This is a genomic window from Mycobacterium paraffinicum (assembly GCF_001907675.1).
GTDB lineage: Bacteria > Actinomycetota > Actinomycetes > Mycobacteriales > Mycobacteriaceae > Mycobacterium > Mycobacterium paraffinicum_A.
This window is the reverse complement of record NZ_MPNT01000005.1, coordinates 125,813-149,490: the sequence shown is the minus strand read 5'-3', so window position 1 is coordinate 149,490 and position 23,678 is coordinate 125,813. Positions and strand designations below refer to the sequence as shown.

Below are 23,678 nucleotides of genomic sequence, written 5' to 3'. Positions count from 1 at the left end.
GTGGCTCGCCCTTCCGATGTTGTCGCTCGACCGCCCCGTGTCCGACGCCGCGGTCGCAGGCCCGTAGTCTGCAGTACTCAGCATGACCGATACGCATCCCTTCGACGACGCCATCCGGCTGGAAACCGTAGACGCCCACACCAGGCGGGGCCGGACGCATCCGGAATGGGCCAACATGGTGGGGCCCTTCGGTGGCATCACCGCCGCGACGATGCTGCACGCGATCGAATCGCACCCCGATCGCATCGGCGAACCGCTGGCGTTGACGGTCAACTACGCCGCCCCCATCGCCGACGGCGACTTCGACATCTCACTGCGGGCCGCGCGCACCAACCGCAGCAACCAGCACTGGATCGCCGAACTCAGCCAGGACGGTGACGTCAAGACAACGGCGACCGCGTTGTTCGCCTTGCGCCGCGACAGCTGGGGCGACACCGAAACCCGCCCGCCGAGCGCACCGGACCCGGAGCGGCTGCCGCCCACCGATCCCGGCATCGTTCGATGGACCAGCCTTTACGACATGCGGTATGTCGAGGGACCGATTCCCGCGCAACACGGGCAACCGAGCGAATCCTCGACGACCACACTGTGGGTGCGTGACGGTGCCCACCGCCCCGTCGACTATCCGGCGCTGGCGGCCCTGAGCGACGTCTTCTATCCGCGGGTGTTCCTGCGCCGCGGCGGCGTCATCCCGTCGGGGACCATCTCGTTGACGACGTACTTCCACGCCGATCAGCACCAACTCGACGCCCTGGGCAACGACTTCGTCCTGTGCACCGCCCACGCCAACCGATTCACCCGAGGGTATTTCGACCAGAGCGCTCAGCTGTGGACCCGCGAGGGCACCCTGCTCGCAAGCACGCATCAGGTCGTCTACTTCAAAGGCTGACAGGTTTACACTTCGCCAGTGAAACGTCACGCCGGGGCGCATACCGAAAGAATTGAGCCGCTATGACACAGCGCGCGCAGGGCACGATCGCCGACACACTGCTGGAGATCGAATCCATCAAGCAGCTCAAGGCCCGCTACTGCCGGTACCTCGACGGCAAGGACTGGGCCGCGTGGCGAACGCTCTTCACCGATGACTTCGTCAGCGACACGGCCGAGGCGGGCGGCAAGGTAATCGAGGGCGCGGACGAGTTCGTGAGGTTCACGCGCAAGGCCCTCGGGCGGCCGGGCCAGGCCACCGCGCACCAGGTGCACGCCCCTGAAATCACGCTCACGTCGGCGACCACCGCCCACGGCGTGTGGGCGCTACAAGACGTCGTCCGATTCGGGGCGGGCGTGACGTTGATGGGTTACGGGCACTACCACGAGACCTACGAGAACGTCGCCGGCCAGTGGTTCATCAAGAGCTCCAAGCTAACTCGGCTGCGAGAGGATATCGTCACGCCCATGTTTTCGCTTTATGTCTCCGACCGGATCCGCCGGGCGATCGGGCGGGCCGCGAAGAGGGTGATGGGGTGACCGCATCCACGGTTCTGGTCACCGGTGCGTTCGGCCAAATCGGCAAGCGTTGCACGCAGATCCTACTCGAGCGGGGACGCACCGTCATCGCGATGGACCTGCGCAACGACAACACCGTCGCCGTCGAACGCGAGCTGGCCACCGGCCGGTATCCGGGGACGCTCATTCCGGCCTACACCGACCTGCTGGACGCCGAGGCGGTGCGTGAGCTCGTCGGGACCCATCAGCCCGAAGCGGTCGTCCACCTCGCCGCGGTCGTCTCCCCGCTGTCGTATCGCAGGCCCGATTTCGCCCGCAAGGTGAACGTGGGTGGTACCGAAAACCTCTTGGCGGCCTGCGCCGCGCTCCCCCGCCCACCGTTGTTCCTGATGGCCTCCAGCGCCGCCGTATACGGATCGCGCAACCCCTACCGCCAGCCGGAGCGAATCACCCCGGACACGCCCGTGAACCCCATCGATCAATACGGTCAGGACAAGGTCCTTGCCGAGGCGGCGATCCGCGCCAGCGGCCTGCCGTACGCGCTGTTCCGCCTCGGCGGGGTCATCTCGCCGGATACCCACACGACCGTCAACAGCGACTCGCTGCTCCTGATGCGGTCGATGCCCGGCGACAACCGCATGCACGCGGTGGATGCGCGCGACGTCGCGCTCGCCTTCGCCAACGGCGTCGACCGGGGGTCGATCATCGCGGGCAAGGTGATACTCATCGGCGGCAACGAGTCGTATGTGCTCACCCAACGCGACCTCGAGGACGGACTCATGGACGCCGTCGGTCTGGGAGGGTTAGGCCCGTCCGCCAGCCTGCCAGGCGACCCCGCCGACGACCGCGGCTGGAGCTTCACCGGTTGGTACGACACCACCGAAGCCCAAGCGCTGCTGGACTTCCAGGAGCATGACTGGTTCGAGACCCTGGCGTGGATCGCCGAGACGCAGGGCCGGATGCGGACGGTGCTGCGGCTGCTGAGCCCGATATTGCGTCCGGCCCTGCGTGCCGTCCTGATGGTGCAGCGTCGGCTCGAGGGGCGCGGGCCATACGCCGACCCGTGGTCGCTGATCGAAAGGAAATACGGCGCCGCTGCGCTCGCCGGCGTCGACTAGTGGTGATCGCAAGCGCGGCGTAGCCGGGCGCTGGGGGCCACCCCCGCGGAGCTGGGGAACGGGTCGCCACCATCAAGCTATTTCCAGGGACGCGGAGAAGGCGGCGGAATTGCTGTTGCGCCACAACATGACTCGCGCGTCAGCGCCCGTGGCGACCGGTTGCCGGGTGACATGCGAGCCCGGGAAGCCGCCCGCCCCGATGACCAATTTGCATGCGGCGGCCACTAACGGTCGATCCACTTCATCTGGGCTTCCGCGTGATGGCCTCCGATGGCCGGGGTGAGTCGGTCGAGCCGGGACAGCTGCTCCGCCGACAGTTCGACGCCGTCGGCGCCGACGTTTTCTTCGAGGCGCGCCACGCGCTTGGTTCCCGGAATCGGCACGATGTCGCGACCTTTCGCCAACAGCCAGGCGAGGGCCACCTGAGCGGGGGTGGCACCGATGTCGGCGCTGATGCCGCGCAGTTCGTCCGCGCTGTTCAAGTTGTGCTGGAAGTTCTCGTCGAAGAAGCGCGGATTGGTCTTTCGGTAGTCGGTGTCGGGCAATCCCTCGGTGGAGCGAATCGCACCGGTGAGGAAGCCACGCCCCAACGGGGAGTAGGCGACGAACCCGATCCCCAGTTCGCGCAGCAGCGGCAGGATCTCGCCTTCTTGATCACGCGTCCACAGCGAGTATTCCGATTGCACGGCGGTGATCCGATGGACCGCGTGCGCGCGCCGGATGGTGTTCACACCGACCTCCGAAAGGCCGATGTGCCGGATCTTCCCGGCCGCGACGAGTTCCGCCAGCGCCCCGACCGTGTCTTCGATCGGGGTCTCCGGGTCGAGGCGGTGCTGATAGTAGAGATCGATGCGGTCGGTTCGGAGCCTGTGCAGCGAACCGTCCACCGCAATGCGGATGTTGGCGGGGCTGCTGTCCAGTCCGCGGCGGCCGGTGTGGGAGATCATGCCGAACTTCGTAGCCAACACAACCTGATCCCGTCGCCCCTGCAGCGCGCGAGCCAGGAGTTCCTCGTTGACATACGGGCCGTAGACCTCGGCGGTGTCGATCAGTGTCACGCCCAGATCGATGGCGCGCTGAACGGTACGGATCGACTCTTCGTCATCGGTGCCGGCTCCGGCGTACGCCACGGACATCCCCATCGCGCCCAGGCCAAGGCGGCCGACCTCCAAGTCGGCAAGGCGAGCTTGTTTCATCGGGTCATTGTGCGCCCGGCGACTTCACCGGACGGGGCGGGTACCGTTGCGCGAGTGCACCGCATCGATCTCGCCGCGATCCGATGGACGACGTAGAAACCGCTCGACCGGCCCGCAACCTGGCGGTCGACTACTACCGTGCATCAGGCGTGGTCCTCATCGTGCTGGGCCATTGGCTGGCCGGTTCGGTGACTTACCGCGACGGGCAATTCGGCCGCGAGAACCCGCTGCTCGACATGCCATGGACCCAGTGGCTGACCTGGATTTTCCAAGCGGTTCCCGTGTTCTTCTTCGTGGCGGGCTACGCCGGGGCGGTGTCATGGGATCACCGCCGCGGCGCCGAAAGCTTCTCGCGCCAGGCCTGGATCCGGCACCGACTCGCTCGGGTGCTGGGACCGACCACGGTCTACGTGGCGCTGGTTTCGGTGATCGTCGTGATCCTTCAGGCTCGGCGCCTGCCGGGCACGGTGTTGGAATACGCGGGTTGGGCGGTGGCCATGCACCTGTGGTTCCTCGCCGTCTACGTGCTTGTCGTGTCACTGACGCCGATTGCCGTTGCGGCGCATAGGCGTTGGGGTCTCCTGGTCCCGTTGGCGCTGGCCGCGGGAGTCGTGCTCGTCGACACCGTCTCGCTCGCGGGCCACGTCGCGTATATCGGCACGCTGAATTATCTGCTGTGCTGGGGCCTGCTCTACCAGCTCGGGATCGCCTGGCAGGGTGGCCTGCTGACCGGCCGGCGACCGGTGTTGCTCGCTGCCGGTTCGGCCGTCGCTCTGGTGCTGTTGATCCGGGTGGGGCCCTATCCGGTGAGCATGATCGGCGTTCCGGGCGAAGCGATCGAGAACACGACGCCGCCGACGGTAGCGATGATGGCCTTCGGGTGCACGCAAGCGGGGCTGGCGATGGCATTGGCCGCGGCACTGGACCGGGTCCTGCACCACCGATCGGTGCACCGCGTGTTGTCCACCGCCAACGCCAACGTGATGGCTCTTTACCTTTGGCACATGGTTCCGGTGGTCATCGTCGCGATCGTCGCCTATCCGGCCGGGCTGATCCCGCAACCGCACGAGGGTTCGGTGGCGTGGTGGCTGGTCCGGCTGGAGTGGATCGCGATCCTCAGCGTGGTGACCGCTGCCGTACTGCTGCTGCTGTGGTGGCAGCGCCGGGTCTTCGCGGTTCCGCTGCCGACGTTCGGGCTGCCGCTCGGCGACCGCTGGGCCGAGGCGATCATGCTCACGGGCGCCGTCCTGGCCGCCGCCGGGCTGCATCTGTTGGCGCAGGGCGGCTTCGCCCCGAACGGGCGGTTCTCGTGGCCGACCGCGGCCGTCTTCGCCGCCGGTGTCCTGTTGGTGGCGGTGCGGCCAAGGACCCGCGACACCGTCCCCCCGGCTAAGCGACTTACGGCCCCTTGAGATGGGGCCCTAGTGCCCTGGGCAGCGTGATATGCGCGGAGAAACGTTTCCCGCAAGGCTCGGATTACTTGAGCAGTTGAGCCTAGGCTAGTCGGAGACACCCTCGCTAAGGGAGTACACAGATGTCACACGCCACACTCCACACCAGCCATGCCCCTCAGCGCGCGCAGGATGCCGAGCTGCTCAGGGAGTCCGGGGTGCACAAGCTCGTCGTCGCCGACCGCGACGGCAACTGCTTGGCGTTCCTATTGGCCTGGGACAGTTTCGACTACGACGCCGAGACGGACACCTATGTCTGTGTCGTGGATAGCGACGGCAGAGACCTCATGACCGTGTACACCGCCGGTGAGATCAAGCCGGCAGCCAAGGCGAACACCTATGTCATAACCGCACCCGATCGGTTGAACGGACACAGGGCACTCTAGACACCCCGACCCGAAGGACCTTGCGGGTCCTGACGCGCCGGGCTCATGTCGGGCCCGGTCGAAAAATGCCTGCCGCCCGGTGGTGCGGCCTTCGGCATCTTGACATCGCCAGGCTTATGATGGACCGTTCGTACGGTTAGTTTGAGCCGAAGGGTGGACGATGCCTCGACCTGGTAGGCGTGGCGAGATCTTCGACGCGTTCGTGCGGTATGTCGCCGAACGCGGCTACGACAGAACGAATATGGGCGACATCGCCGATGAGCTCGGCATGTCGAAGGGCACCATCGTTCATCACTTCGGAACCAAAGCGCAGATGCTGCGAGAGCTCGAGGAAACCCATCTCGCCCACCAACTGGATGTAGTGCAGATGGCATGGTCCCGGCTGAGCGCGCCGCAGGAACGCATCGCCGCAATTATTTTCACTTCCGCGCTGCTACAGGTGGTCGCTCGCGACGCGACGGTGGCAAGCCAGCGCGAGGTGGTTCAGTTGTCCGATGACCCGGCGATGCAGCAAGTACGCAAGTTGCGGGATCAATTGCAAACGCTGGCGATCGACGAGATTCGCAGTGGGATAGAGAGCGGTGTCTTCCGCAGCGTCGACGTCGAATTGGCGGCACTGCAGCTGTGGGGATCGCTGCAGTGGATGTGGGTCTGGTTCGACCCCGCCGATCCACGGACACCTGAACAGGTCGGGGCTGCCTTCGTCGACGTGTTCCTCGGCGGGCTCCTGCTCGACCGCCTAGGGCTCAGCAAGTGGGCAAACCCGTCCGCAAACGTCGTCTCCGTGGTGCACGAATGCCTAGCCGCGGCCACGGGCCCGGCCCAATAGCCCGAACACCTTTGCACGGGGCGCTAATTCAGCCCCTCACCACTTCTGGTTTGATGCGCCAGGTCATGCCCGGCTGGCGCTCATCGATCGGCGAATAGCAAGGCAGCACACTGTACGCCGGGTCGGTTTCGCGCCGAGAGGGCTCGCATCGCCTACAGCCGGCAACATGCACCCGACCTACGCCAGATCCGTCAAAACTCCTGGTAATTACCGAAATGACTCCAAGTCCGCGCGAGGTGATGCCCGGACGACTGCGCGGTGAAGGTTCATCAACGTGTCGGTTATTGACTGACCGTACGGTCTAATGCCATAGTGGTGCGTGGCGCAAACTAGGGCGGCATGGAGCCGAAGGGTGGGATCTCAGAGTGTCGGTCGGCGGTTCGACTGGTGTTGGGAATCAGCCGGTGTGGCGTGCCACCAGTGGCAGCCCCCGGCATTGCGTCACGACTTGGTGCGGGGAAGTCAGGAATGCCGCCCCGGCCCTTCTCAGTCGAAACACTTTGTAGTGCAGCGTTTTGCGCCAGCCTTCCGCGCTGCGAGCCGGCCTGCCAATAAGGGTCACCGTCACCGTCGCGAGGTTCGTCCCGCGATGGTGCATCGACCGCTCGACGAAGCGATGGAACCGAGACGCCTCGCACCGCGGTTACGCCCGGGGTGGCGCGAATGACTACCTCGCACCTGACCGCCAGCAAATTGGGCAGCAGGATTCGGCCGGGGACGGAAGTGGCCGGCGGGTTCTTCCGCATGTGCGTGCTGACCGGTAAGGCCCTGCGACAGCCGTTCGAATGGCGCGAGTTCATCTGGAATGGCTGGTTCCTGATGCGGGTATCGCTGCTGCCCACCATCGCCGTGTCCATCCCGGAAACGGTGCTGCTCATCTTTACCCTCAACCTCCTGCTGGCGGAGATCGGCGCCGCCGACGTGTCCGGGGCTGGTGCCGCGATCGGCGCGGTCACCCAGCTCGGCCCGATCGTGACGGTGCTGGTGGTCGCCGGCGCGGGCGGCACCGCCATCTGTGCCGACCTCGGCGCACGCACCATCCGCGAGGAAATCGACGCGCTCGAGGTGCTCGGCATCGACCCGATCCACCGCCTGGTGGTGCCCCGGGTCGTCGCCTCCACCCTCGTCGCGGTGCTGCTCAACGGCCTCGTGGTCGCCGTCGGCCTCGGGGGCGGCTACCTGTTCAGCGTGTACCTGCAGAACGTCTCGAGCGGCGCCTACCTCTCGACGTTGACGGCGCTCACCGGCCTGCCCGAGGTGGTGATCGCGTTTATCAAGGCCGCGACATTTGGACTGATCGCCGGCCTGGTCGGCTGTTACCGCGGGCTGATCGTCCGCGGCGGATCCAAGGGCCTCGGGACCGCCGTCAACGAGACGGTGGTGCTGTGCTTCATCGCGCTGTTTGCGGTCAACGCGGCCCTCACCACCATCGGCGTTCGGTTCGGGACGGGGCGCTGACATGTCCACGGCCGCAGCGCTGCGCGTCCGCTTCCCGCGGACGAGCGCCTTCGTCATCCGCTACGGGGACGTGCCGTCCCGCCCATTGGTCGAGATCGGGCAGATGGTCTGGTTCGCACTGAGCGCGGTCGGCCAGATCCCCTTCGCCGTGCACCGCTATCGCACGGAGCTGCTCCGCATGGTTGCCCAGATGGGAATGGGCACCGGCGCGATGGCGGTGGTCGGTGGCACCGCCGCCATCGTCGGTTTCATCACCCTGTCCGCGGGCTCGCTGGTCGCCATTCAGGGCTACGCGACGCTCGGCAACATCGGTGTCGAGGCATTCACCGGCTTCTTGGCCGCACTGGTGAATGTCCGGTTTGTGGCGCCGGTGGCCGCCGGTCAGGCGCTCGCCGCCACGGTCGGCGCGGGCGCCACGGCCGAATTGGGCGCCATGCGCATCAGCGAGGAAATCGACGCGCTCGAGGTGATGAGCATCCGGTCGGTCCCCTTCCTCGCGTCCACCCGCGTGGTGGCCGGCCTGATCGTCATCGTCCCGCTCTACGGGCTGGCGATGACCATGGCGTTCCTGTCCCAACAGGTCACCACCGTCTTGTTGTACGGGCAGTCCGTCGGCACATACAACCACTACTTCCACACCTTCCTGCGCCTCAACGACGTGGGCTGGTCGTTCGCGGAGGTCATCCTGGTCGCGGTGGTCGTGATGACCACCCACTGCTACTACGGCTACACCGCCACCGGCGGGCCGGTCGGCGTCGGCGAAGCGGTCGGCCGGTCGATGCGGCTGTCGTTGATCACGATCGTCGTGGTGGTGGTACTGACCGCGATGGCGGTCTACGGCAAGACCCCCAACTTCAACCTCACCGTGTAGCCGCCCATGACGACACCGGTGAAGGAGAACCCGCAACGCATTCCGCCGTACCGGACGACTGCACTGGTGTTCCTGATCGTCTCGGCGGTGGTGTTGGGTTTCGTGTGGTTGCAGTTTCGGGGTCAACTCACGCCGACGACACACTTGACGATGTTGGCTCCCCGGGCCGGCTTGGTGATGGATCCGGGCTCGAAGGTCACTTACAACGGCGTGGAAATCGGCCGGGTGGCCAGCATTTCGGAGATCGAGCGGGACGGCATACCGGCCGCCAAGTTCGTCTTGAACGTGAACCCGAAATGGACCGAACTGATTCCGGCCAACGTGGACGCCAATATCAAGGCGACCACCGTTTTCGGTAACAAATATGTGTCGTTGACGTCGCCGAAAAAGCCTACACCGCAACGGATCACATCGCAGAGCGTGATCGATGCGAGGTCGGTGACAACGGAATTCAACACGCTGTTCGAGACGCTCACGTCGATCACCGAGAAACTGGATCCGGTCAAGGTCAACCTGACACTTGCCGCAGCCGCGCAGGCGTTGACCGGGTTGGGCGACAAATTCGGGCAATCGATCGAGAACGCCAACGCCATCCTCGACGACATCAACCCGCAAATGCCGCAGATCCGGCATGACATCCAACAGCTCGCGGCGCTGGGCGACGTCTACGCCAACGCCGCGCCGGATCTGCTCGACTCCCTGAACAACGCCGTCGTTACGGCACGCACCCTGCACCGGCAGGAAGCCGACCTGGATTCCGCGCTGTTGTCCGCAGCCGGGTTGGGCAACACCGGCGAAGACATCTTCAAGCGCGGCGGCCCCTACCTGCAGCGCGGCGCCGCCGATCTGGTGCCCACCGCCCAGCTGTTCGACACCTACAGCCCCGAGATCTTCTGCACTATCCGCAATTACTACGACGAAGAACCGGCGGCCTATGCGACCACCGGCGGCGGCAACGGCTATGCGCTGAGAACCATGACCGAGCTGACGTCGGGGTTGGGCGGCATGTTGACGCTCCCTGGGCTGGCCGGCACCGCGGCCACCATGGGGCTCCTCACGCTGGCCGGGTTGGTCGGCGGCGCGCCGAATCCCTTTGTGTACCCGGACAATCTGCCCCGCGTGAACGCCCGCGGCGGACCGGGCGGCGCGCCCGGTTGCTGGCAGGCCATCACTCATGACCTGTGGCCGGCACCGAGTCTGGTGGTCGACACCGGCGCCAGCCTCGCACCCTACAACCATCTGGAAACCGGCTCACCGTACGCCATCGAGTACGTCTGGGGCCGCCAAGTCGGGGACAACACGATCAACCCATGACAGCGATGAATTCATGAAAGTCACCGGCTCCGCCATCAAGCTCGGCATCGTCTCGCTGGTGCTGCTGCTGATCACCGTGTCGATCGTCGTGGTGTTCGCCCAGATGCGCTTCAACAGCACCAACAGCTATTCCGCGGAGTTCAAGAACGCCACCGGGCTCAAAAACGGCCAGTTCGTCCGCGCTGCCGGAGTGGAGATCGGCAAGGTCAAAGCGGTGCGGCTGATCGACGGCGGCCAGCGGGTGATGGTGGACTTCAACGTCGACCGTTCGATACCGCTCTACCAGACGACAACCGCACAGATCCGCTATCTCAACCTGTTCGCCGACCGCTACCTGGAGCTCAAGCGCGGCGAGGGCGACGGCAGCGACAGGGTGCTGCCGCCCGGCGGGTTCATCCCCCTGTCTCGAACGGCGCCCGCGCTCGATCTCGACGCCCTGATCGGTGGATTCAAGCCACTGTTCCGGGCGCTCGATCCCGAAAAGGTCAACACCATCGCGTCGGCCATCATCACCGTTTTCCAGGGCCAGGGCGGCACCATCAACGACATCCTGGACCAGACCGCGCAGCTGACCGCACACATCGCTGAACGCGACCAGGCGATCGGCGAGGTGATCAAGAACCTGAACGTCGTGCTGGACACGACGGTCAGGCATCGCAAGGAGTTCGACCATACCGTCGACAATTTCGAAAGACTGATCACCGGCCTGCAGAATCACGCGGACCCGCTGGCGGCCGGGACCGCGAACATCAGCAATGCCGCCGGAACGGTGGCCGACCTCCTCGCGGACAACCGCGCTCTGCTGCACAAGGCGATCAACTACCTGCAGGCACTGCAGCAGCCGCTCGTCGAGCAACGCGATCAGCTCGGCGATCTCATCCACAAGACGCCGACCGCCCTCAACCTGATCGGACGCAGCATCGGCCTCTACGGCGACTGGGTGAACTTCTACCTCTGCGACCTCAGCATCAGGTGGAACGGCTTGCAGCCCGGTGGCCCGGTCCGCACGGTCCGGATCTGGCAGCAGCCCACCGGTAGGTGCACGCCGCAATGAGAACGCTGACGGAATTCAACCGCAACCGGGTCGGGCTGATGGGCATCACCGTACTGGTGCTCGTCGTGGCCGTCGGCCAAAGCTTCACCAGCATCCCGATGATGTTCGCCAGCCCGAGCTATTACGGGCAATTCAGCGACACCGGTCAACTCATCAAGGGCGACAAGGTGCGCATCTCCGGGGTGAACGTCGGCAAGGTGGAGTCGTTCGATATCGACGGCGACCACGTCCTGATCAAGTTCAACATCGGCGCCAACACAATTGGCAGCGAGAGCCGGCTCGCGATCAAGACCGACACCATCCTCGGCAAGAAGGTGCTCGAGATCGAGCCCCGTGGAACGCAGACGTTGCGGCCGGGGGCCGTGTTACCGCTGGGCCAAAGCACCACCCCCTATCAGCTCTACGACGCCGCCTTCGATGCCACCAAGGCCGCCACCGGCTGGGACATCGACACCGTCAAGCAGTCGCTGAATGTCTTGTCGCAGACGATCGACCAGACCTACCCGCACCTGAGTGCCACACTCGACGGTCTGACCAGATTCTCCGACACGATCGGTAAACGCGACGAAGAGGTCAAGCACCTACTGGCTCAGGCCCATCAGGTGGCCAGCGTGCTCGGTGACCGCAGCGAACAGATCAACCGGCTGCTGGTGAACGCGAAGACGCTGCTGGTCGCGTTCAACGAACGCAGCCGCGCCATCGGCACGCTACTGCAGAACATCTCCGCCTTCTCGGCCCAGGTGCAGGGCTTCATCAACGACAACCCGAACCTCAATCCCGTGCTGGAGCAGTTGCGCGCCATCAGCGACGTACTGGTGACCCGCAAGGACGACCTGGCTCAAACCCTCACGTACGTCAGCCAATTCGCTGCCTCGCTGGGCGAATCGGTCGCGTCGGGACCCTATTTCAAGATTGTCCTGTCCAACCTGCTGCCGTACTGGATTTTGCAACCATTCGTCGACGCCGCGTTCAAGAAGCGCGGTATCGATCCGGAGGACTTCTGGCGCAGCGCGGGGCTTCCCGAGTTCCGTTGGCCCGACCCCAATGGCACCCGGTTCCCCAACGGAGCGCCGCCGCCCGCACCCCCGGTGCTGGAAGGCACCCCTGATCATCCGGGACCGGCTGTGCCGCCGGGAACTGCGTGCTCGTACACGCCGCCGGCCGATGCGCTGCCGCGACCGTGGAACCCGTTGCCCTGCGCGGGTGTTGACGTCGGCGCCTTCGGCGGCAGTTTCCCGGCACCGATCGACGTCGCGGCGTCACCGCCGAACCCGAACGGCCTGCCGCCGACGCCGGGGATCCCGATCGCCGCGCGGCCGGGCGACCCGCCTCCCGATGTCCCCGGCGTACCGGTGCCGCTGCCCACTCAAGCACCGCCGGGCGCGCGCACCGAGAACCTGCAACCCGCGGGCCCCGTCCCGCCACCGTCGGCGTTCGCTCCCGGACTCCCGCCGGGGCCGGCGGCGCCACCGGGACCCGGGCAGCAATTGCCGGCGCCATTCATCAACCCCGGTGGCACGGGTGGCAGCGGTATCACCGGAGGTAGCCAGAATTGAGCAGCGCCTTTAAGATCCGCAAACCGCAGCGCCGCACGGTCGTCGGGGCGGTGGTGGTGCTGGTCGCCCTGGTCGCGGGGATCGTCGGCTGGCAGCTCTACCAGAAGCTGACCACCAACACCGTAATCGCCTACCTGCCAACCGCGAACGCGCTCTATTCCGGGGACAAGGTTCAGATCATGGGCGTGCGGGTGGGCTCAGTCGACAAGATCGAGCCGGCCGGCGACAAGATGAAGGTGACGTTTCACTACGACAACAAATACAAGGTGCCCGCCAACGCGTCCGCCGTGGTCGTCAACCCAACCCTGGTGGCGTCGCGAAGCATTCAGCTCGAGCCCCCCTACAAGGGGGGCCCGGTAATGGGCAACAACGCGGTGATCCCGATCGAGCGCACGCAGATGCCGACGGAGTGGGACGAACTACGCGAAAGCGTCGCCAACATCATCTCCAAGCTCGGCCCCACGCCCGAACAACCCAAGGGCCCGTTCGGGGAGGCCATCGAGTCGTTCGCGGATGGGTTGTCCGGCAAGGGCAAGCAGATCAACACCACACTGAACAGCCTGTCGCGGTCGCTCACCGCCCTGAACGAAGGCCGGGGCGACTTCTTCGCGGTGGTGCGCAGCCTGGCGCAGTTCGTCAACGCCCTGCACAAAGACGACCAGCAGTTCGTCGCGCTGAACAAGAACCTCGCCCAGTTCACCGACAAGTTGACCGGGTCAGACCACGACCTGTCCAGCGCGATCCAGCAGTTCGACAGCCTGCTTTCCACGTTGCGACCGTTCTTGGACAAGAACCGCGAGGTGCTCGCCCACGACATCGGAAACCTCGACACGCTCACCACCACGCTGGTCCAGCCCGACCCGCTGAACGGCCTGGAGACCGCACTGCACGTCCTGCCGACCCTGGAGACGAATCTCAGTCAGATCTACCACCCGTCCCACGGCGCCGTCATGTCCATCCCGGCGATCCCGAACTTCGCCAACCCAATGCAGTTCATGTGCAGCATGATTCAGGCCGGCAGCCGGCTTGGCTACCAGGAATCCGCCGAACTGTGTGCGCAGTATCTGGCGCCGATCCTCGATGCGATCAAGTTCAACTACCTGCCGTTCGGGCTGAACCTGTTCAGCACCGCCGAGGCATTGCCCAAGGAAATCGCCTACTCCGAACCCCGGCTGCAACCGCCCAACGGGTACAAGGACACGACGGTACCCGGGATCTGGGTGCCCGACACCCCGTTCTCGCACCGCAACACGCAGCCCGGCTGGGTGGCCGCGCCGGGCATGCAAGGTACTCAGGTGGGGCCGGTGACCGGGGGCCTGATGACCCCCGAATCCCTGGCCGAACTCATGGGCGGCCCCGACGCGCCGCCGCCTCCCCCGGGCTTGCAAACACCGCCGGGCCCGCCGAACGCCTACGACGAGAACCCGGTGGTGCCACCGATCGGCCTGCGGGCGCCGCAGGTGCCGATCCCGCCACCGCCGCCGGGGCCCGCTGTAGTGCCGGGTCCGGTTGCGCCGACGCCCGCGGCCGCCGCTACGGGAGGGGGATCGTGATGCGCGCCTTGGCTATTCGTGTCCGACACCTGACCTGGAAGGGCCTCGCTGTGGTGAGCACCGCGGCGGTGCTGACGTCGTGCGCGAAGTGGCACGGAATAGCCAATGTGCCGATGCCCGGCGGTCCGGGCTCGGGGCCCGGCTCCTACACCGTCTACGTCCAGATGCCCGACACCTTGGCCCTCAACGACAACAGCCGGGTACGGGTGGCCGATGTCTTCGTCGGCACGGTGCGCGCGATCGAACTCAAGAACTGGGTCGCGACACTGACGCTGCGGCTGGGCAAGAACGTCAAGCTGCCCAGGAACGCCACCGCCAAGATCGGCCAGACCAGCCTCTTGGGTTCCCAGCACGTCGAGCTGGCGGCGCCGCCCAACCCCTCCCCCGAACCGCTGCGGGACGGCGACACCATCCCGCTGAAAAATGCGTCCACCTATCCCACGACCGAGCAGACGCTCGCCAGTCTCGCCCTCGTGCTGCACGGAGGTGGCATCCCCAACCTCGAAGTGCTGCAGAACGAGGTCTACAACATCGTGAACGGGCGGGCCGACCAGATCCGCGCCTTCCTCGGCAAGCTGGACACGTTCACCGCCCGGCTCGACGAGCAGCGTGCCGACATCACCCGAGCCATCGATTCCACCAACCGGCTGCTGGCGTATGTCGGCCCCCGCTCCGATGTGCTTGATCGGGTCCTCACTGAGTTCCCGCCACTGCTCAAGCATTTCGCCGACAAACAAAACCTTCTGATCGACGCGGTCGACGCGACGGGACGGCTCAGCGGGGTCGCCGACCAATACCTGTCGGCCGCTCGCGGCGACATCCACCAAGACCTGCTGTCGCTGCAGTGCCCGCTGCGGGAGCTCGGCCGGTCGGCGCCATACCTGATTCGCGCACTCAAGCTGATCCTCGTCCGGCCGTTCGACATCGACGCCGTGCCCAAGGCGTTCCGCGGCGACTACTTCAACCTGTCGCTGACGCTCGACCTGACCATGAGCGCCGTCGACAATGCGGTCCTCACCGGGACCGGCTTCTCCGGAGCGCTGCGCGCGCTCGAGCAATCGTGGGGCCGCGACCCCGAAACGATGATCCCCGACGTCCGGTACACGCCGAACCCCAACGACGTTCCGGGCGGCCCGCTGGTCGAAAGGGCGGACCGGCAATGCTGACCCGCTTCATCAAGCGTCAGCTGGTCGCGTTCACCATCCTGACCGCGATCACGGCGGTCGCGCTGGGCGGGTACTACTTGCAGATTCCCAGCGCGGTAGGGATCGGGCAGTACACGCTCAAGGCGGACCTGCCCGCGTCGGGCGGGCTGTACAAGACCTCCAACGTGACCTATCGAGGTGAAACCATCGGCACGGTCACCGCTGTCGAGCCGACCGCGACGGGCGCGCGGGTGATCATGAGCATCGGCGACCGCTACCGGATCCCGATTGACGCGTCGGCGAACGTGCATTCGGTGTCGGCGGTCGGTGAGCAGTATCTGGACCTGGTGTCGGTGGGGAACCCGGGCCAATACTTCTCCCCGGGTCAGACCATCACGAAGGGGACCATACCCACCGAGATCGGCCCGGCGCTGGACGCGGCCAACCGCGGGCTGGCCGTGCTGCCGAAGGACAAGATCGCCTCGCTGCTCGACGAAACAGCCCAAGCCGTAGGCGGTTTGGGCCCCGCGCTGCAACGCCTGGTCGACGCGACGCAGGCCATCGCCGGCGACTTCAAAACCAACATCTCCGACATCAACGACATCGTGCAAAACTCCGGGCCGGTCATCGACAGCCAGGTCAACTCCGCCGACTCGATCGAGCGCTGGTCGCACAACCTGAACATCCTGGCCGCGGAGAGCGCAGAAAACGACCGGCACGTGCAGAGCATCCTGACGCAGGCGGCGCCAACCGCCGATCAGGTCAACGCGGTGTTCGGCGACATCCGCGAGTCGCTGCCGCAGACACTGGCAAATCTCGAGATCGTGCTGGACATGCTCAAGCGCTACCACAAGGGCGTCGAGCAACTCCTGGTCGCCTACCCGCAGGGCGCCTCGGAGGGCCAAACCGTGACGTCGGCCTTCCCGGGCTACGCGTCACTCGGCACCTCGCTGACGATCAACCAGCCCCCGCCCTGTCTGACCGGGTTTCTCCCGGCACCCGAGTGGCGGTCTCCCGCGGACACCAGCCTCGCGCCGATGCCGTCCGGAACCTACTGCAAGATCCCGCAAGACACCCCCTCCAACGCCGTGCGCGGTGCACGCAATCTGCCGTGCGTCGACGTCCCGGGTAAACGCGCCGCGACGCCACGGGAGTGCCGCGACCCCAAACCGTACGTCCCGTTGGGCACCAACCCGTGGTACGGCGATCCCAACCAGATCGTGACCTGCCCGGCGCCGGCGGCGCGCTGCGACCAGCCCGTGAAACCGGGGCTCGTGATGCCGGCGCCGTCGGTCGACAACGGCCTGAACCCGGCGCCCGCCGACAGGGTCGCCGGGACGCCGCCACCTACCAGCGATCCGCTGCAACGGCCGGGATCGGGCACCGTCAATTGCAATGGGCAGCAACCAAATCCGTGCGTCTACACGCCCGGCGGCCCTCCTCCGGCGGTCTACCTCCCCCAGAGCGGCGAACTGGTGGGGCCCGACGGAGTCAAGTACGCGGTCGAAAACTCGAGCAAGACCGGAGACGACGGCTGGAAGGACATGCTGGCGCCGCCGGCCAGCCGGTAGAGATTGGAGTGACATGCCGGAAGCCATTGGCCTTGGCCAACTTCGAAGTGACGCCTGCACGTATCTCGAGCGGGTCGCCGCCGGGGAGGCGATCGACGTCATCCGTCGCGGCAAGCTGGTGGCGCGGATCCTGCCCGTGGGTGACTGGCGGGTGGCCCCGATCCCGGCGCGGTCGGTGAAACCCACCGGGCCCGAGGCCGGTGGTTGGGTCGGCCTCGACGAACTGCGCACTCGCGCCGGCCGGTGCTTCGACCGGGTGGCGGCCGGGGAAACGCTAAACGTCGTGCGGGGCGGCAGGTTATTGGCGCAGATCGTGTCCGCCGGGGAGAGCGCGAGCAGCCGCACTCCGGCGGACCCCCAAGGCGCGATCGAGCTCGGCGAGCTACGCAAGCGCGCGGGGCGCTACTTCGATGAGGTCGCGGCAGGGCAGACGATCGAGGTCGTCCGCGGCGGCAAGCTGGTAGCCCGCATCGTGTCGGTCGCGTAGGAACGGCGCCGGCGGATACCCCGGAAGCTTTCCGGTGGTCACGTTGTTCCCTCAGGCATGACTGTGTCGGGCTTCCACGAAGGAGAGACCGCGACACAGCGCCGAGCGGGTGTGGAAGCCGAGGCCAAGCGGCTCGAGGGCATGCTCGATTCGTCGGGCCTGTCCCACGGCGCCGCAACATTTCTCGCGTCACAGCGATTCGCCGCCCTGACCGGACGCGACGACGACGGGGTGCTGTGGGTTTCGCCCGTGACCGCCCCGCCGGGTTTCCTCCGCGGCCGGGACGGCGTGTTGCACGTCGCGACCTCTCCCCGCGAGGGTGACCCGCTGCACCAGCTCCCGGCCGGCCAGCAGATCGGACTGATCGCCATCGACTTCGCCACCCGCCGCCGGCTACGGGTGAATGGCGAGCTCGTCGGCTCGGACCTCGCGGGCTTGACCATCCGTGTCGACCAGTCATACGGCAACTGCCCCAAGTACATTCACCACCATGCCATAGATACCGCCGCCCTCGCCGCGCCGCACTCATTGCGCGCGAGACACGCAGCGCTGGACCCGTCCGATCAGGCGATGATCGCGAGGTCCGACACCTTCTTTCTGGGCACAACCCATCCCACCCGGGGTAGTGACGCGTCACACCGCGGCGGCCCACCCGGATTCGTCCGAGTCGACGCCCCCGACCGCCTCTGGTGGCCGGACTTTCCGGGCAACAACATGTTCAACAGCTACGGCAACCTGGCCGTCGACGACGAGGCCGCCTTGCTCTTCCTGGATTTCGATACGGGCGCCAGTTTGCACGTCACCGGAACCGCACACGTGCGGTGGACAATTCGCGGTGCCCCAGGGGACGACGGCGGCGTCGGCAGGAACGTCGCATTCTCGGTCGGCGCCGTGGTCACCGTGGGGAACCGCTGATCTCCTCAAGGAATCCGTCCTCGGGTAGCGGCCGTTGGCAAATCGCCCGCGCCTCGTCGGCGCTGAGCCCGAACAGCCGCAGGACGTTCTCGGTTACCAGGTCGGCGGCGCCCGCATCGTCGCGATCGGGGTTGTCCCGCAATAGGTTTCCGAGCCCCAGCAGCGCGCCGCCGGCCATGGCAAGGGCCAACTCGGGATCCTCGACGTCGAACCGACCGGCCGCGACGCCGGCTTGGATATCACGCAGGGCGCGCGGCGCTAAACCGCGTTCCGACGACAGCAGCTGCAGCCCGTTGGCCAACAGGATCCGACTCTCTTGTGGACGGCGACGAAACAGCCGGCCGGTCAGCCGAAAGCTGGTTGCGAAGATCTCTGCCGGGTCCTCGATGGACTCGGTGAGCCGGTCAAGCATCGCCCCATAGGCGTCGAGCACGTCGGCGACCGCGGCCTCGAACAGCTGCTCCTTGCTGTCGAAATGGTTGTAGAAGGAGCCCATGCCGACGTCGGCGGCCTGGGTGATCTCCAAGACCGGCACGTTCACCTTGCCCTCGGCGATCAGTCGCTGCGCGGCCTTGACCAGCGCCGCGCGGGTGCGCCGCTTGCGCCGCTCCAGCCGGTTGGCCGGGTCCACCATCGCGCTCACCCCCGCAGTATGCATCACTCATGAGGATTTCGTCAGCCTCTTGACTGAACGTTCTCTCGTATGTGACGATTTCGTCAGTTAGTATGGGAGTACCGATGAATTTGACCGAAAGTGCACGTCCGGAGGCACACAGCGAGCAGGGCGCGCTGCGCGGGGAGCATCCCGGGCGGTCCCGCAACCCCGTCATCAGGGTCGCCGACATCGCGTGGCTGGAGTTCGAGCGGCCAGACCTGACGCGCGCCGAGGCGTTCGCCCGGGCATTTGGCTTCCACATTGCCGAGCACGGCGCGGACGAGGTGCAGTTGCGCGGCACCCGGGCGGGTACGCCGTGCGTAATTCTGCGTCGCGGCCGGCGAAGCCGGTTCACCGGCGCCGCGTTTCGGGCCGGTGACGAGGCCGACGTGCTTCGGCTGGCGAGCAACACAGGCGCGCCGATGCGACGGCTGCCGGATGCCATCGGCGGGGTGTCGGTCGACTTGTGCGACCCGAGCGGCATGTTGGTTCGGGTCGTCGCCGGCATGCACGAGCTCCCGGATCTGCCCGGCCAACAGGCCCACGTCTTCAACTTCGGCCCGGAGGTGCGGCGTACCAATGCCGGCCAGCGTCCCGCGCGGGTGCCCGCCCGGGTGGAGCGCCTGGGGCACCTGGTGGTGCAGTCGACCAAGTACCTCGAGACCCTGAACTGGTATCTCGACACCCTCGGCATGATCGTCAGTGACTTTCTGTACTTCCCCGGCCAGCGGCACCGCGGTCCGAGTATGAGTTTCATCCGCTGCGACCGCGGGTCGATGCCGGCCGACCATCACACACTGGCGATGGCCCTGGGGCCGGCCAACCGTTACGTCCACTCGGCGTATCAGGTCAGCGATCTCGACGCGCTGGCCGCCGGCGGCGAATACCTCGGCGCGCGAGGCTATTCCCGGTCCTGGGGCATCGGCAGACACATCCAGGGCAGTCAGATCTTCGACTACTGGCGCGACCCCGATGGCGACTTGTTCGAACACTTCACCGATGGCGACCTGTTCGACAACACACTCGAGCCGGGCTGGGCGCCCTTCGCCGCATCCGGGTTGGCCCAGTGGGGGCCGCCGGCAACCAGGGATTTCCTCGGAACGGACCCCAAGGCGGCACGCCGCGAACTGGTTTCGATGATCACCGCGCTCCGCTCGAACAACGAATTTGATTTCAACCGCCTGGTCGGCCTACTGAAAGTTCCCACCTCATGACCCTTTCCGTGCTGCACACCGCCTCTGAGACCGGCCACGCCTGGTGGCTCAAGACCGCCGAGGGCGCCGTCAAGATCGACACCACCGCCACCAGCACCGCCGCGTTGCTGGCCGACCGGACCGCCATCGAAAGTGCGGCAACGAAAACCGAAGCGGTTGCCCTGGACACCCTCGACTTGGTCTCACCGGTGACCCGCCCATGCCGAGTGATAGCTCAGATGACCAACTACGAGTCGCACGTCAAAGACGCCGGCATGGACCCGGCGTCCATCCCCCTCACCTTCTTCCGCAAGGCGTCCGCCTCCATCACCGGGCCTTATGACGACATCGTCAAGCCCGCACACGTGAGACTGCTCGACTACGAAGTCGAGATCGGCTTGGTGATCGGCCGCGCCGTCCCGGTCGGCACCACCATCTCCGACGCCAACCTCGGCGATTTCGTCGCCGGGTTGGTGGTCACCAACGACGTCTCCGCGCGCGACATCCAACTCCCGCAAACCCAGTTCTACGAAGCAAAGTCGTATCCGACGTTCACCCCGGTCGGCCCGGAACTCGTGCTGCTCACCGCCGACGAACTCAAGCGCTTCGGCGACCTCCGATTGCGGCTCAGCGTCAATGGCCACGAACGACAGAACGCGCTCGTCGAGGGCGACATGCTGTACCGGCCCCTGCAGGCGCTTCAGTCGCTCACTCAGTTTCAAGAACTCGCCCCGGGTGACCTGGTCCTCACGGGCACCCCGGCCGGCACCGCGCTGAGCGCCCCGCCGAAGCCGGTGCAGTTCGTCGGAAACCTCTTGCCGCCGGCCCTGAAATGGAAGATGTTCTTCTCGCGGCAGGCCGCTAACCGCAATTATCTACACGACGGTGACATCGTGGAGGCGTCGGTGGCCACCGACGACGGGGCGATCGATCTCGGAACGCAGCGCACCGCAGTCCGATTCGCGTGACGACTCAGCGGGTTCCCGTGGTCATCGTCGGCGCCGGACCGACCGGCGTCACGGCGGCGACGCGGCTTTCGCAGCACGGCGTGGATTGCCTTGTGCTCGACCGCTGGCCCGGCGTGTACCCCCAGCCACGAGCCGTGCACCTGGACGACGAGATCTATCGCATCATCGCCCGCCTCGGGTTGGCCCACGAGTTCGCCGCGATATCGCGGCCGACACTGGGTTTGCGGTTGGTGGACCGCCGGCTGCGCACCCTGGCCGAGTTCAACCGCGACCCCGAGCACAGTGTGCACGGATTCCCGCAGGCCAACATGTTCGACCAGCCGGAATTGGAGGCCCTGCTGCGGGCCAACCTCAAGCGCCAGCCCAACGCCCAACTGCGCGGCAACGCCGAAGTCACCGAGGTCGTAACGGACGGAACACGCATCCACGTCACGTTCACCGACCGCACCGACGGCGGGCTGCATCAGGTCGAGGCCGACTACCTGCTGGGTTGCGACGGCGCCAACAGCCTGGTGCGCGCACGGATCGGTTCGACCATGCGGGACTTAAACTTTCAGCAACGCTGGCTGGTCGTCGACATCGCCAGCGACGCGGATCTGGGCCAGTGGGACGGGGTGCACCAGGTCTGCGACCCGCAACGCGCCGGAACCTACATGCGCATCGGGCCGGCCCGCTACCGGTGGGAATTCCAGTTGCTCGCCGGTGAGACGGCGAACGACTTCGACTCCCTGGACGCGTTGCGCCCGTTGATCAGCCCGTGGACCAGCACTGTGCCCGTCGGTGAGCTGACACTGGTGCGCGTCGCCGAGTACACCTTCCGCGCGCAGATCGCCGACCGCTGGCGCCGTGGGAACGCCTTCATCCTCGGCGACGCGGCGCACCTCACTCCCCCGTTCATCGGCCAGGGCATGGGAGCGGGGCTGCGCGACGCGGACAATCTCGCGTGGAAGATCGCCGCGGTCCACCACGGCACCCTGGCCCCGGAGGTGTTGGAAAGCTATGAGCGGGAACGCAAACCGCATACCCTTTCCATGATCCGGCTGGCGCTGGGTGTCGGTTGGGCGATGACCGGTGGCGGCCGCCTGGGCAATGTGGCGCGCCGGGCTGTGCTGCCGAGGCTGCGGCTCATCCCGGGCCTGCGCGAAAAGGTGGTCGACTCCAGGACGCCGGCACTGCACCCTTCGGCATTGGTGTGCACGTCCCGGCGACGGCGTGGGCTCGGCGGCACGCTCTGCCCGAATGCGCCGTTCGGCCAGGGTCGACGGTTGGACGACGTCCTTGGCACCGGTTTTGCGCTGATCAGCACCGCCCGCCCCAGTGCGGCCGACGAGGCGGCGCTGCTTCAGCGCGACGTCACCGTGCTGGTCGCCGAACCCGGCAGCGCACTAAGGGCGTGGCTGCGAGGAGGGCGCGTCATCGCCGCGCTGGTGCGCCCCGACCGCACGGTGGCGCGCGCCGGACGCGACCTCCCCGCCCTTTGTGCGTGGACCGCGACCGTCCTGTCGCCCGGTCAAAGTCAGCCTGATGCGGACGGCCGGGCGACGATGACGGGTATCCGCACCGAGTGCAAGACCGCGTTGCTGACCGATCCCAAGAGTATGCCGGACAGGCCACCTCGGCCGTGACTGCCCACGACGAGAAGCTGTGCGAATTCCGACTTCTCGGTGAGCTGCCGGGCCGGCCCGTCACGCTCGACCAGCCGCTGCACCGTCACATCGGGGTAGCGCTCCTGCCAACCCGCCAGGTTCTCGGCGAGGCTGCGCTGCGCCTCCTCTTCCAGTGACGACCAATCCGCTTCGGGGAGTTCGCTGATCGCGATGTCACTCCATGCGTGCAAGGCCATCAGATCGACTCCGCGGCGGGAAGCCTCGTCGAACGCGACGGCGGTCGCGAGCTCGGAAGCCGGCGAGCCGTCGATTCCCACCAGGACGGGAGCGTCCCGCTTGTCCGACGGATCATCGCCATGGATGACGGCGACGGGACAACTCGCGTGCCGCACCACCGTCGCACTGACCGAGCCCAGCACGCCGCGGGCCAGCAATCCCCGCCCGGCCGTGCCCACCACGACCATCTCCGCTTGGTCCGACATCTTGATCAGGGCCAGCGCGGGGCTGGAATACACGAGCTCCCTGTTGATGGTGACCTCGCGGTCCGCCGGCAGCGTCTCCTCGGCGAGTTTGATCGCGTGCATGATCGCCTTCTTGCCCTCGTCTTCCAGCTGCACCGCTAGCGAGTCGGGGTAGGGCACCGGCGGCCAGGTGGCGGTCGGCGTCGTCACCGCGTGCACGACGGTCAGTGGGACTTTCCGCATGGCCGCCTCGTCCGCGGCCCAACGTGCCGCGGCATCCGACGCCGGCGAGCCGTCGACCGCGACGACGATGCCGCGCCGTTGATCAGGTGCTGACATTTCGTTCTCCCTCCATCACGGACGACGCTATAAACACGCGCCACCGTCGGTCGTGAGGCTTAAGTCCCTAACCAACGGGACGGAGGGCTGTTACCGGCGCGCGTT

General features: G+C 66.5%; 22 protein-coding genes. 19 read left to right on the top strand and 3 right to left on the bottom strand.

Annotation, left to right across the window (positions count from 1 at the left end):
• Positions 1 to 82: 82 nt before the first annotated feature.
• The 3 genes from BRW65_RS08100 to BRW65_RS08090 all read left to right on the top strand — a co-directional run bounded on the left by BRW65_RS08100 (position 83) and on the right by BRW65_RS08090 (position 2,564).
• Positions 83 to 889, top strand: coding sequence for an acyl-CoA thioesterase (locus BRW65_RS08100; RefSeq protein ID WP_073873336.1), 807 nt, complete (start codon positions 83 to 85; stop codon positions 887 to 889).
• A 62-nt stretch (positions 890 to 951) separates the two neighbouring features.
• A complete protein-coding gene (locus BRW65_RS08095; protein WP_073873334.1) occupies positions 952 to 1,467 on the top strand; it encodes a nuclear transport factor 2 family protein in 516 nt (171 codons plus the stop codon).
• Positions 1,464 to 2,564 (top strand): NAD-dependent epimerase/dehydratase family protein, encoded by a 1,101-nt coding sequence (locus tag BRW65_RS08090; protein ID WP_073873332.1) that lies wholly within the window; start codon positions 1,464 to 1,466, stop codon positions 2,562 to 2,564. The genes BRW65_RS08095 and BRW65_RS08090 overlap by 4 nt, the downstream gene beginning before the upstream one ends.
• A 224-nt stretch (positions 2,565 to 2,788) precedes the next feature.
• Here BRW65_RS08090 and BRW65_RS08085 read toward each other — a convergent pair whose 3' ends face one another.
• Entirely contained in the window at positions 2,789 to 3,760 is a 972-nt protein-coding gene (locus tag BRW65_RS08085) for an aldo/keto reductase (protein WP_073873330.1), read from the bottom strand.
• 83 nt (positions 3,761 to 3,843) lie between these two features.
• Between BRW65_RS08085 and BRW65_RS08080 the strand changes: the two genes are divergently transcribed.
• From BRW65_RS08080 to BRW65_RS08020, 13 genes are all read left to right on the top strand, one after another.
• Positions 3,844 to 5,172, top strand: coding sequence for an acyltransferase family protein (locus tag BRW65_RS08080; protein ID WP_073873328.1), 1,329 nt, complete (start codon positions 3,844 to 3,846; stop codon positions 5,170 to 5,172).
• 122 nt (positions 5,173 to 5,294) lie between these two features.
• A complete protein-coding gene (locus BRW65_RS08075) occupies positions 5,295 to 5,597 on the top strand; it encodes a hypothetical protein (RefSeq protein WP_073873326.1) in 303 nt (100 codons plus the stop codon).
• A gap of 160 nt (positions 5,598 to 5,757) precedes the next feature.
• Entirely contained in the window at positions 5,758 to 6,426 is a 669-nt protein-coding gene (locus BRW65_RS08070) for a TetR/AcrR family transcriptional regulator (protein WP_073873324.1), read from the top strand.
• Between the two features lie 744 nt (positions 6,427 to 7,170).
• A complete protein-coding gene (locus BRW65_RS08065) occupies positions 7,171 to 7,884 on the top strand; it encodes an MlaE family ABC transporter permease (RefSeq protein ID WP_369804363.1) in 714 nt (237 codons plus the stop codon).
• A gap of 1 nt (position 7,885) precedes the next feature.
• On the top strand, positions 7,886 to 8,755 hold the full coding sequence (locus BRW65_RS08060) for an ABC transporter permease (RefSeq protein ID WP_073873322.1): 870 nt from the start codon (positions 7,886 to 7,888) through the stop codon (positions 8,753 to 8,755).
• A 6-nt stretch (positions 8,756 to 8,761) separates the two neighbouring features.
• Positions 8,762 to 10,069, top strand: coding sequence for an MCE family protein (locus BRW65_RS08055; RefSeq protein WP_073873320.1), 1,308 nt, complete (start codon positions 8,762 to 8,764; stop codon positions 10,067 to 10,069).
• 13 nt (positions 10,070 to 10,082) lie between these two features.
• The gene (locus BRW65_RS08050; RefSeq protein WP_073873318.1) at positions 10,083 to 11,123 is read left to right on the top strand and encodes a virulence factor Mce family protein; all 1,041 of its coding nucleotides are present in this window, start codon (positions 10,083 to 10,085) and stop codon (positions 11,121 to 11,123) included.
• Entirely contained in the window at positions 11,120 to 12,679 is a 1,560-nt protein-coding gene (locus BRW65_RS08045; RefSeq protein WP_073873316.1) for a virulence factor Mce family protein, read from the top strand. Before BRW65_RS08050 ends, BRW65_RS08045 begins: the two co-directional genes overlap by 4 nt.
• Positions 12,676 to 14,232, top strand: coding sequence for a virulence factor Mce family protein (locus BRW65_RS08040; RefSeq protein WP_073873314.1), 1,557 nt, complete (start codon positions 12,676 to 12,678; stop codon positions 14,230 to 14,232). The genes BRW65_RS08045 and BRW65_RS08040 overlap by 4 nt, the downstream gene beginning before the upstream one ends.
• The gene (locus BRW65_RS08035; protein WP_139272921.1) at positions 14,229 to 15,398 is read left to right on the top strand and encodes a virulence factor Mce family protein; all 1,170 of its coding nucleotides are present in this window, start codon (positions 14,229 to 14,231) and stop codon (positions 15,396 to 15,398) included. The genes BRW65_RS08040 and BRW65_RS08035 overlap by 4 nt, the downstream gene beginning before the upstream one ends.
• Positions 15,392 to 16,948: an MCE family protein gene (locus tag BRW65_RS08030; protein ID WP_073873310.1), complete on the top strand. Its 1,557-nt coding sequence runs from the start codon at positions 15,392 to 15,394 to the stop codon at positions 16,946 to 16,948. Before BRW65_RS08035 ends, BRW65_RS08030 begins: the two co-directional genes overlap by 7 nt.
• 13 nt (positions 16,949 to 16,961) lie before the next feature.
• On the top strand, positions 16,962 to 17,435 hold the full coding sequence (locus BRW65_RS08025) for a type II toxin-antitoxin system Phd/YefM family antitoxin (protein WP_073873308.1): 474 nt from the start codon (positions 16,962 to 16,964) through the stop codon (positions 17,433 to 17,435).
• A 57-nt stretch (positions 17,436 to 17,492) separates the two neighbouring features.
• Positions 17,493 to 18,350, top strand: a complete 858-nt coding sequence (locus tag BRW65_RS08020; RefSeq protein ID WP_073873306.1) for a pyridoxamine 5'-phosphate oxidase family protein — start codon at positions 17,493 to 17,495, stop codon at positions 18,348 to 18,350.
• On the opposite strand, the gene BRW65_RS08015 is transcribed toward BRW65_RS08020, so the two are convergent.
• The gene (locus tag BRW65_RS08015; RefSeq protein WP_432206404.1) at positions 18,331 to 18,984 is read right to left on the bottom strand and encodes a TetR/AcrR family transcriptional regulator; all 654 of its coding nucleotides are present in this window, start codon (positions 18,982 to 18,984) and stop codon (positions 18,331 to 18,333) included. The two genes, BRW65_RS08020 and BRW65_RS08015, sit on opposite strands and share 20 nt — an antisense overlap.
• A gap of 104 nt (positions 18,985 to 19,088) precedes the next feature.
• On the opposite strand from BRW65_RS08015, the gene BRW65_RS08010 reads away from it, so the two are divergent.
• Genes BRW65_RS08010 through BRW65_RS08000 form a run of 3 tightly spaced genes read left to right on the top strand, consistent with a single transcriptional unit; the run spans position 19,089 to position 22,791 of the window.
• Positions 19,089 to 20,219, top strand: a complete 1,131-nt coding sequence (locus tag BRW65_RS08010; RefSeq protein ID WP_073873302.1) for a VOC family protein — start codon at positions 19,089 to 19,091, stop codon at positions 20,217 to 20,219.
• The gene (locus BRW65_RS08005) at positions 20,216 to 21,166 is read left to right on the top strand and encodes a fumarylacetoacetate hydrolase family protein (protein ID WP_073873300.1); all 951 of its coding nucleotides are present in this window, start codon (positions 20,216 to 20,218) and stop codon (positions 21,164 to 21,166) included. The genes BRW65_RS08010 and BRW65_RS08005 overlap by 4 nt, the downstream gene beginning before the upstream one ends.
• Positions 21,163 to 22,791 carry a bifunctional 3-(3-hydroxy-phenyl)propionate/3-hydroxycinnamic acid hydroxylase gene (locus BRW65_RS08000; protein WP_073873298.1) on the top strand — a complete coding sequence of 543 codons (1,629 nt, stop codon included), beginning with the start codon at positions 21,163 to 21,165 and terminating at the stop codon, positions 22,789 to 22,791. Before BRW65_RS08005 ends, BRW65_RS08000 begins: the two co-directional genes overlap by 4 nt.
• On the opposite strand, the gene BRW65_RS07995 is transcribed toward BRW65_RS08000, so the two are convergent.
• Positions 22,683 to 23,573, bottom strand: coding sequence for a universal stress protein (locus tag BRW65_RS07995; RefSeq protein WP_073873296.1), 891 nt, complete (start codon positions 23,571 to 23,573; stop codon positions 22,683 to 22,685). The genes BRW65_RS08000 and BRW65_RS07995 overlap by 109 nt on opposite strands.
• Between the last annotated feature and the right edge of the window lie 105 nt (positions 23,574 to 23,678).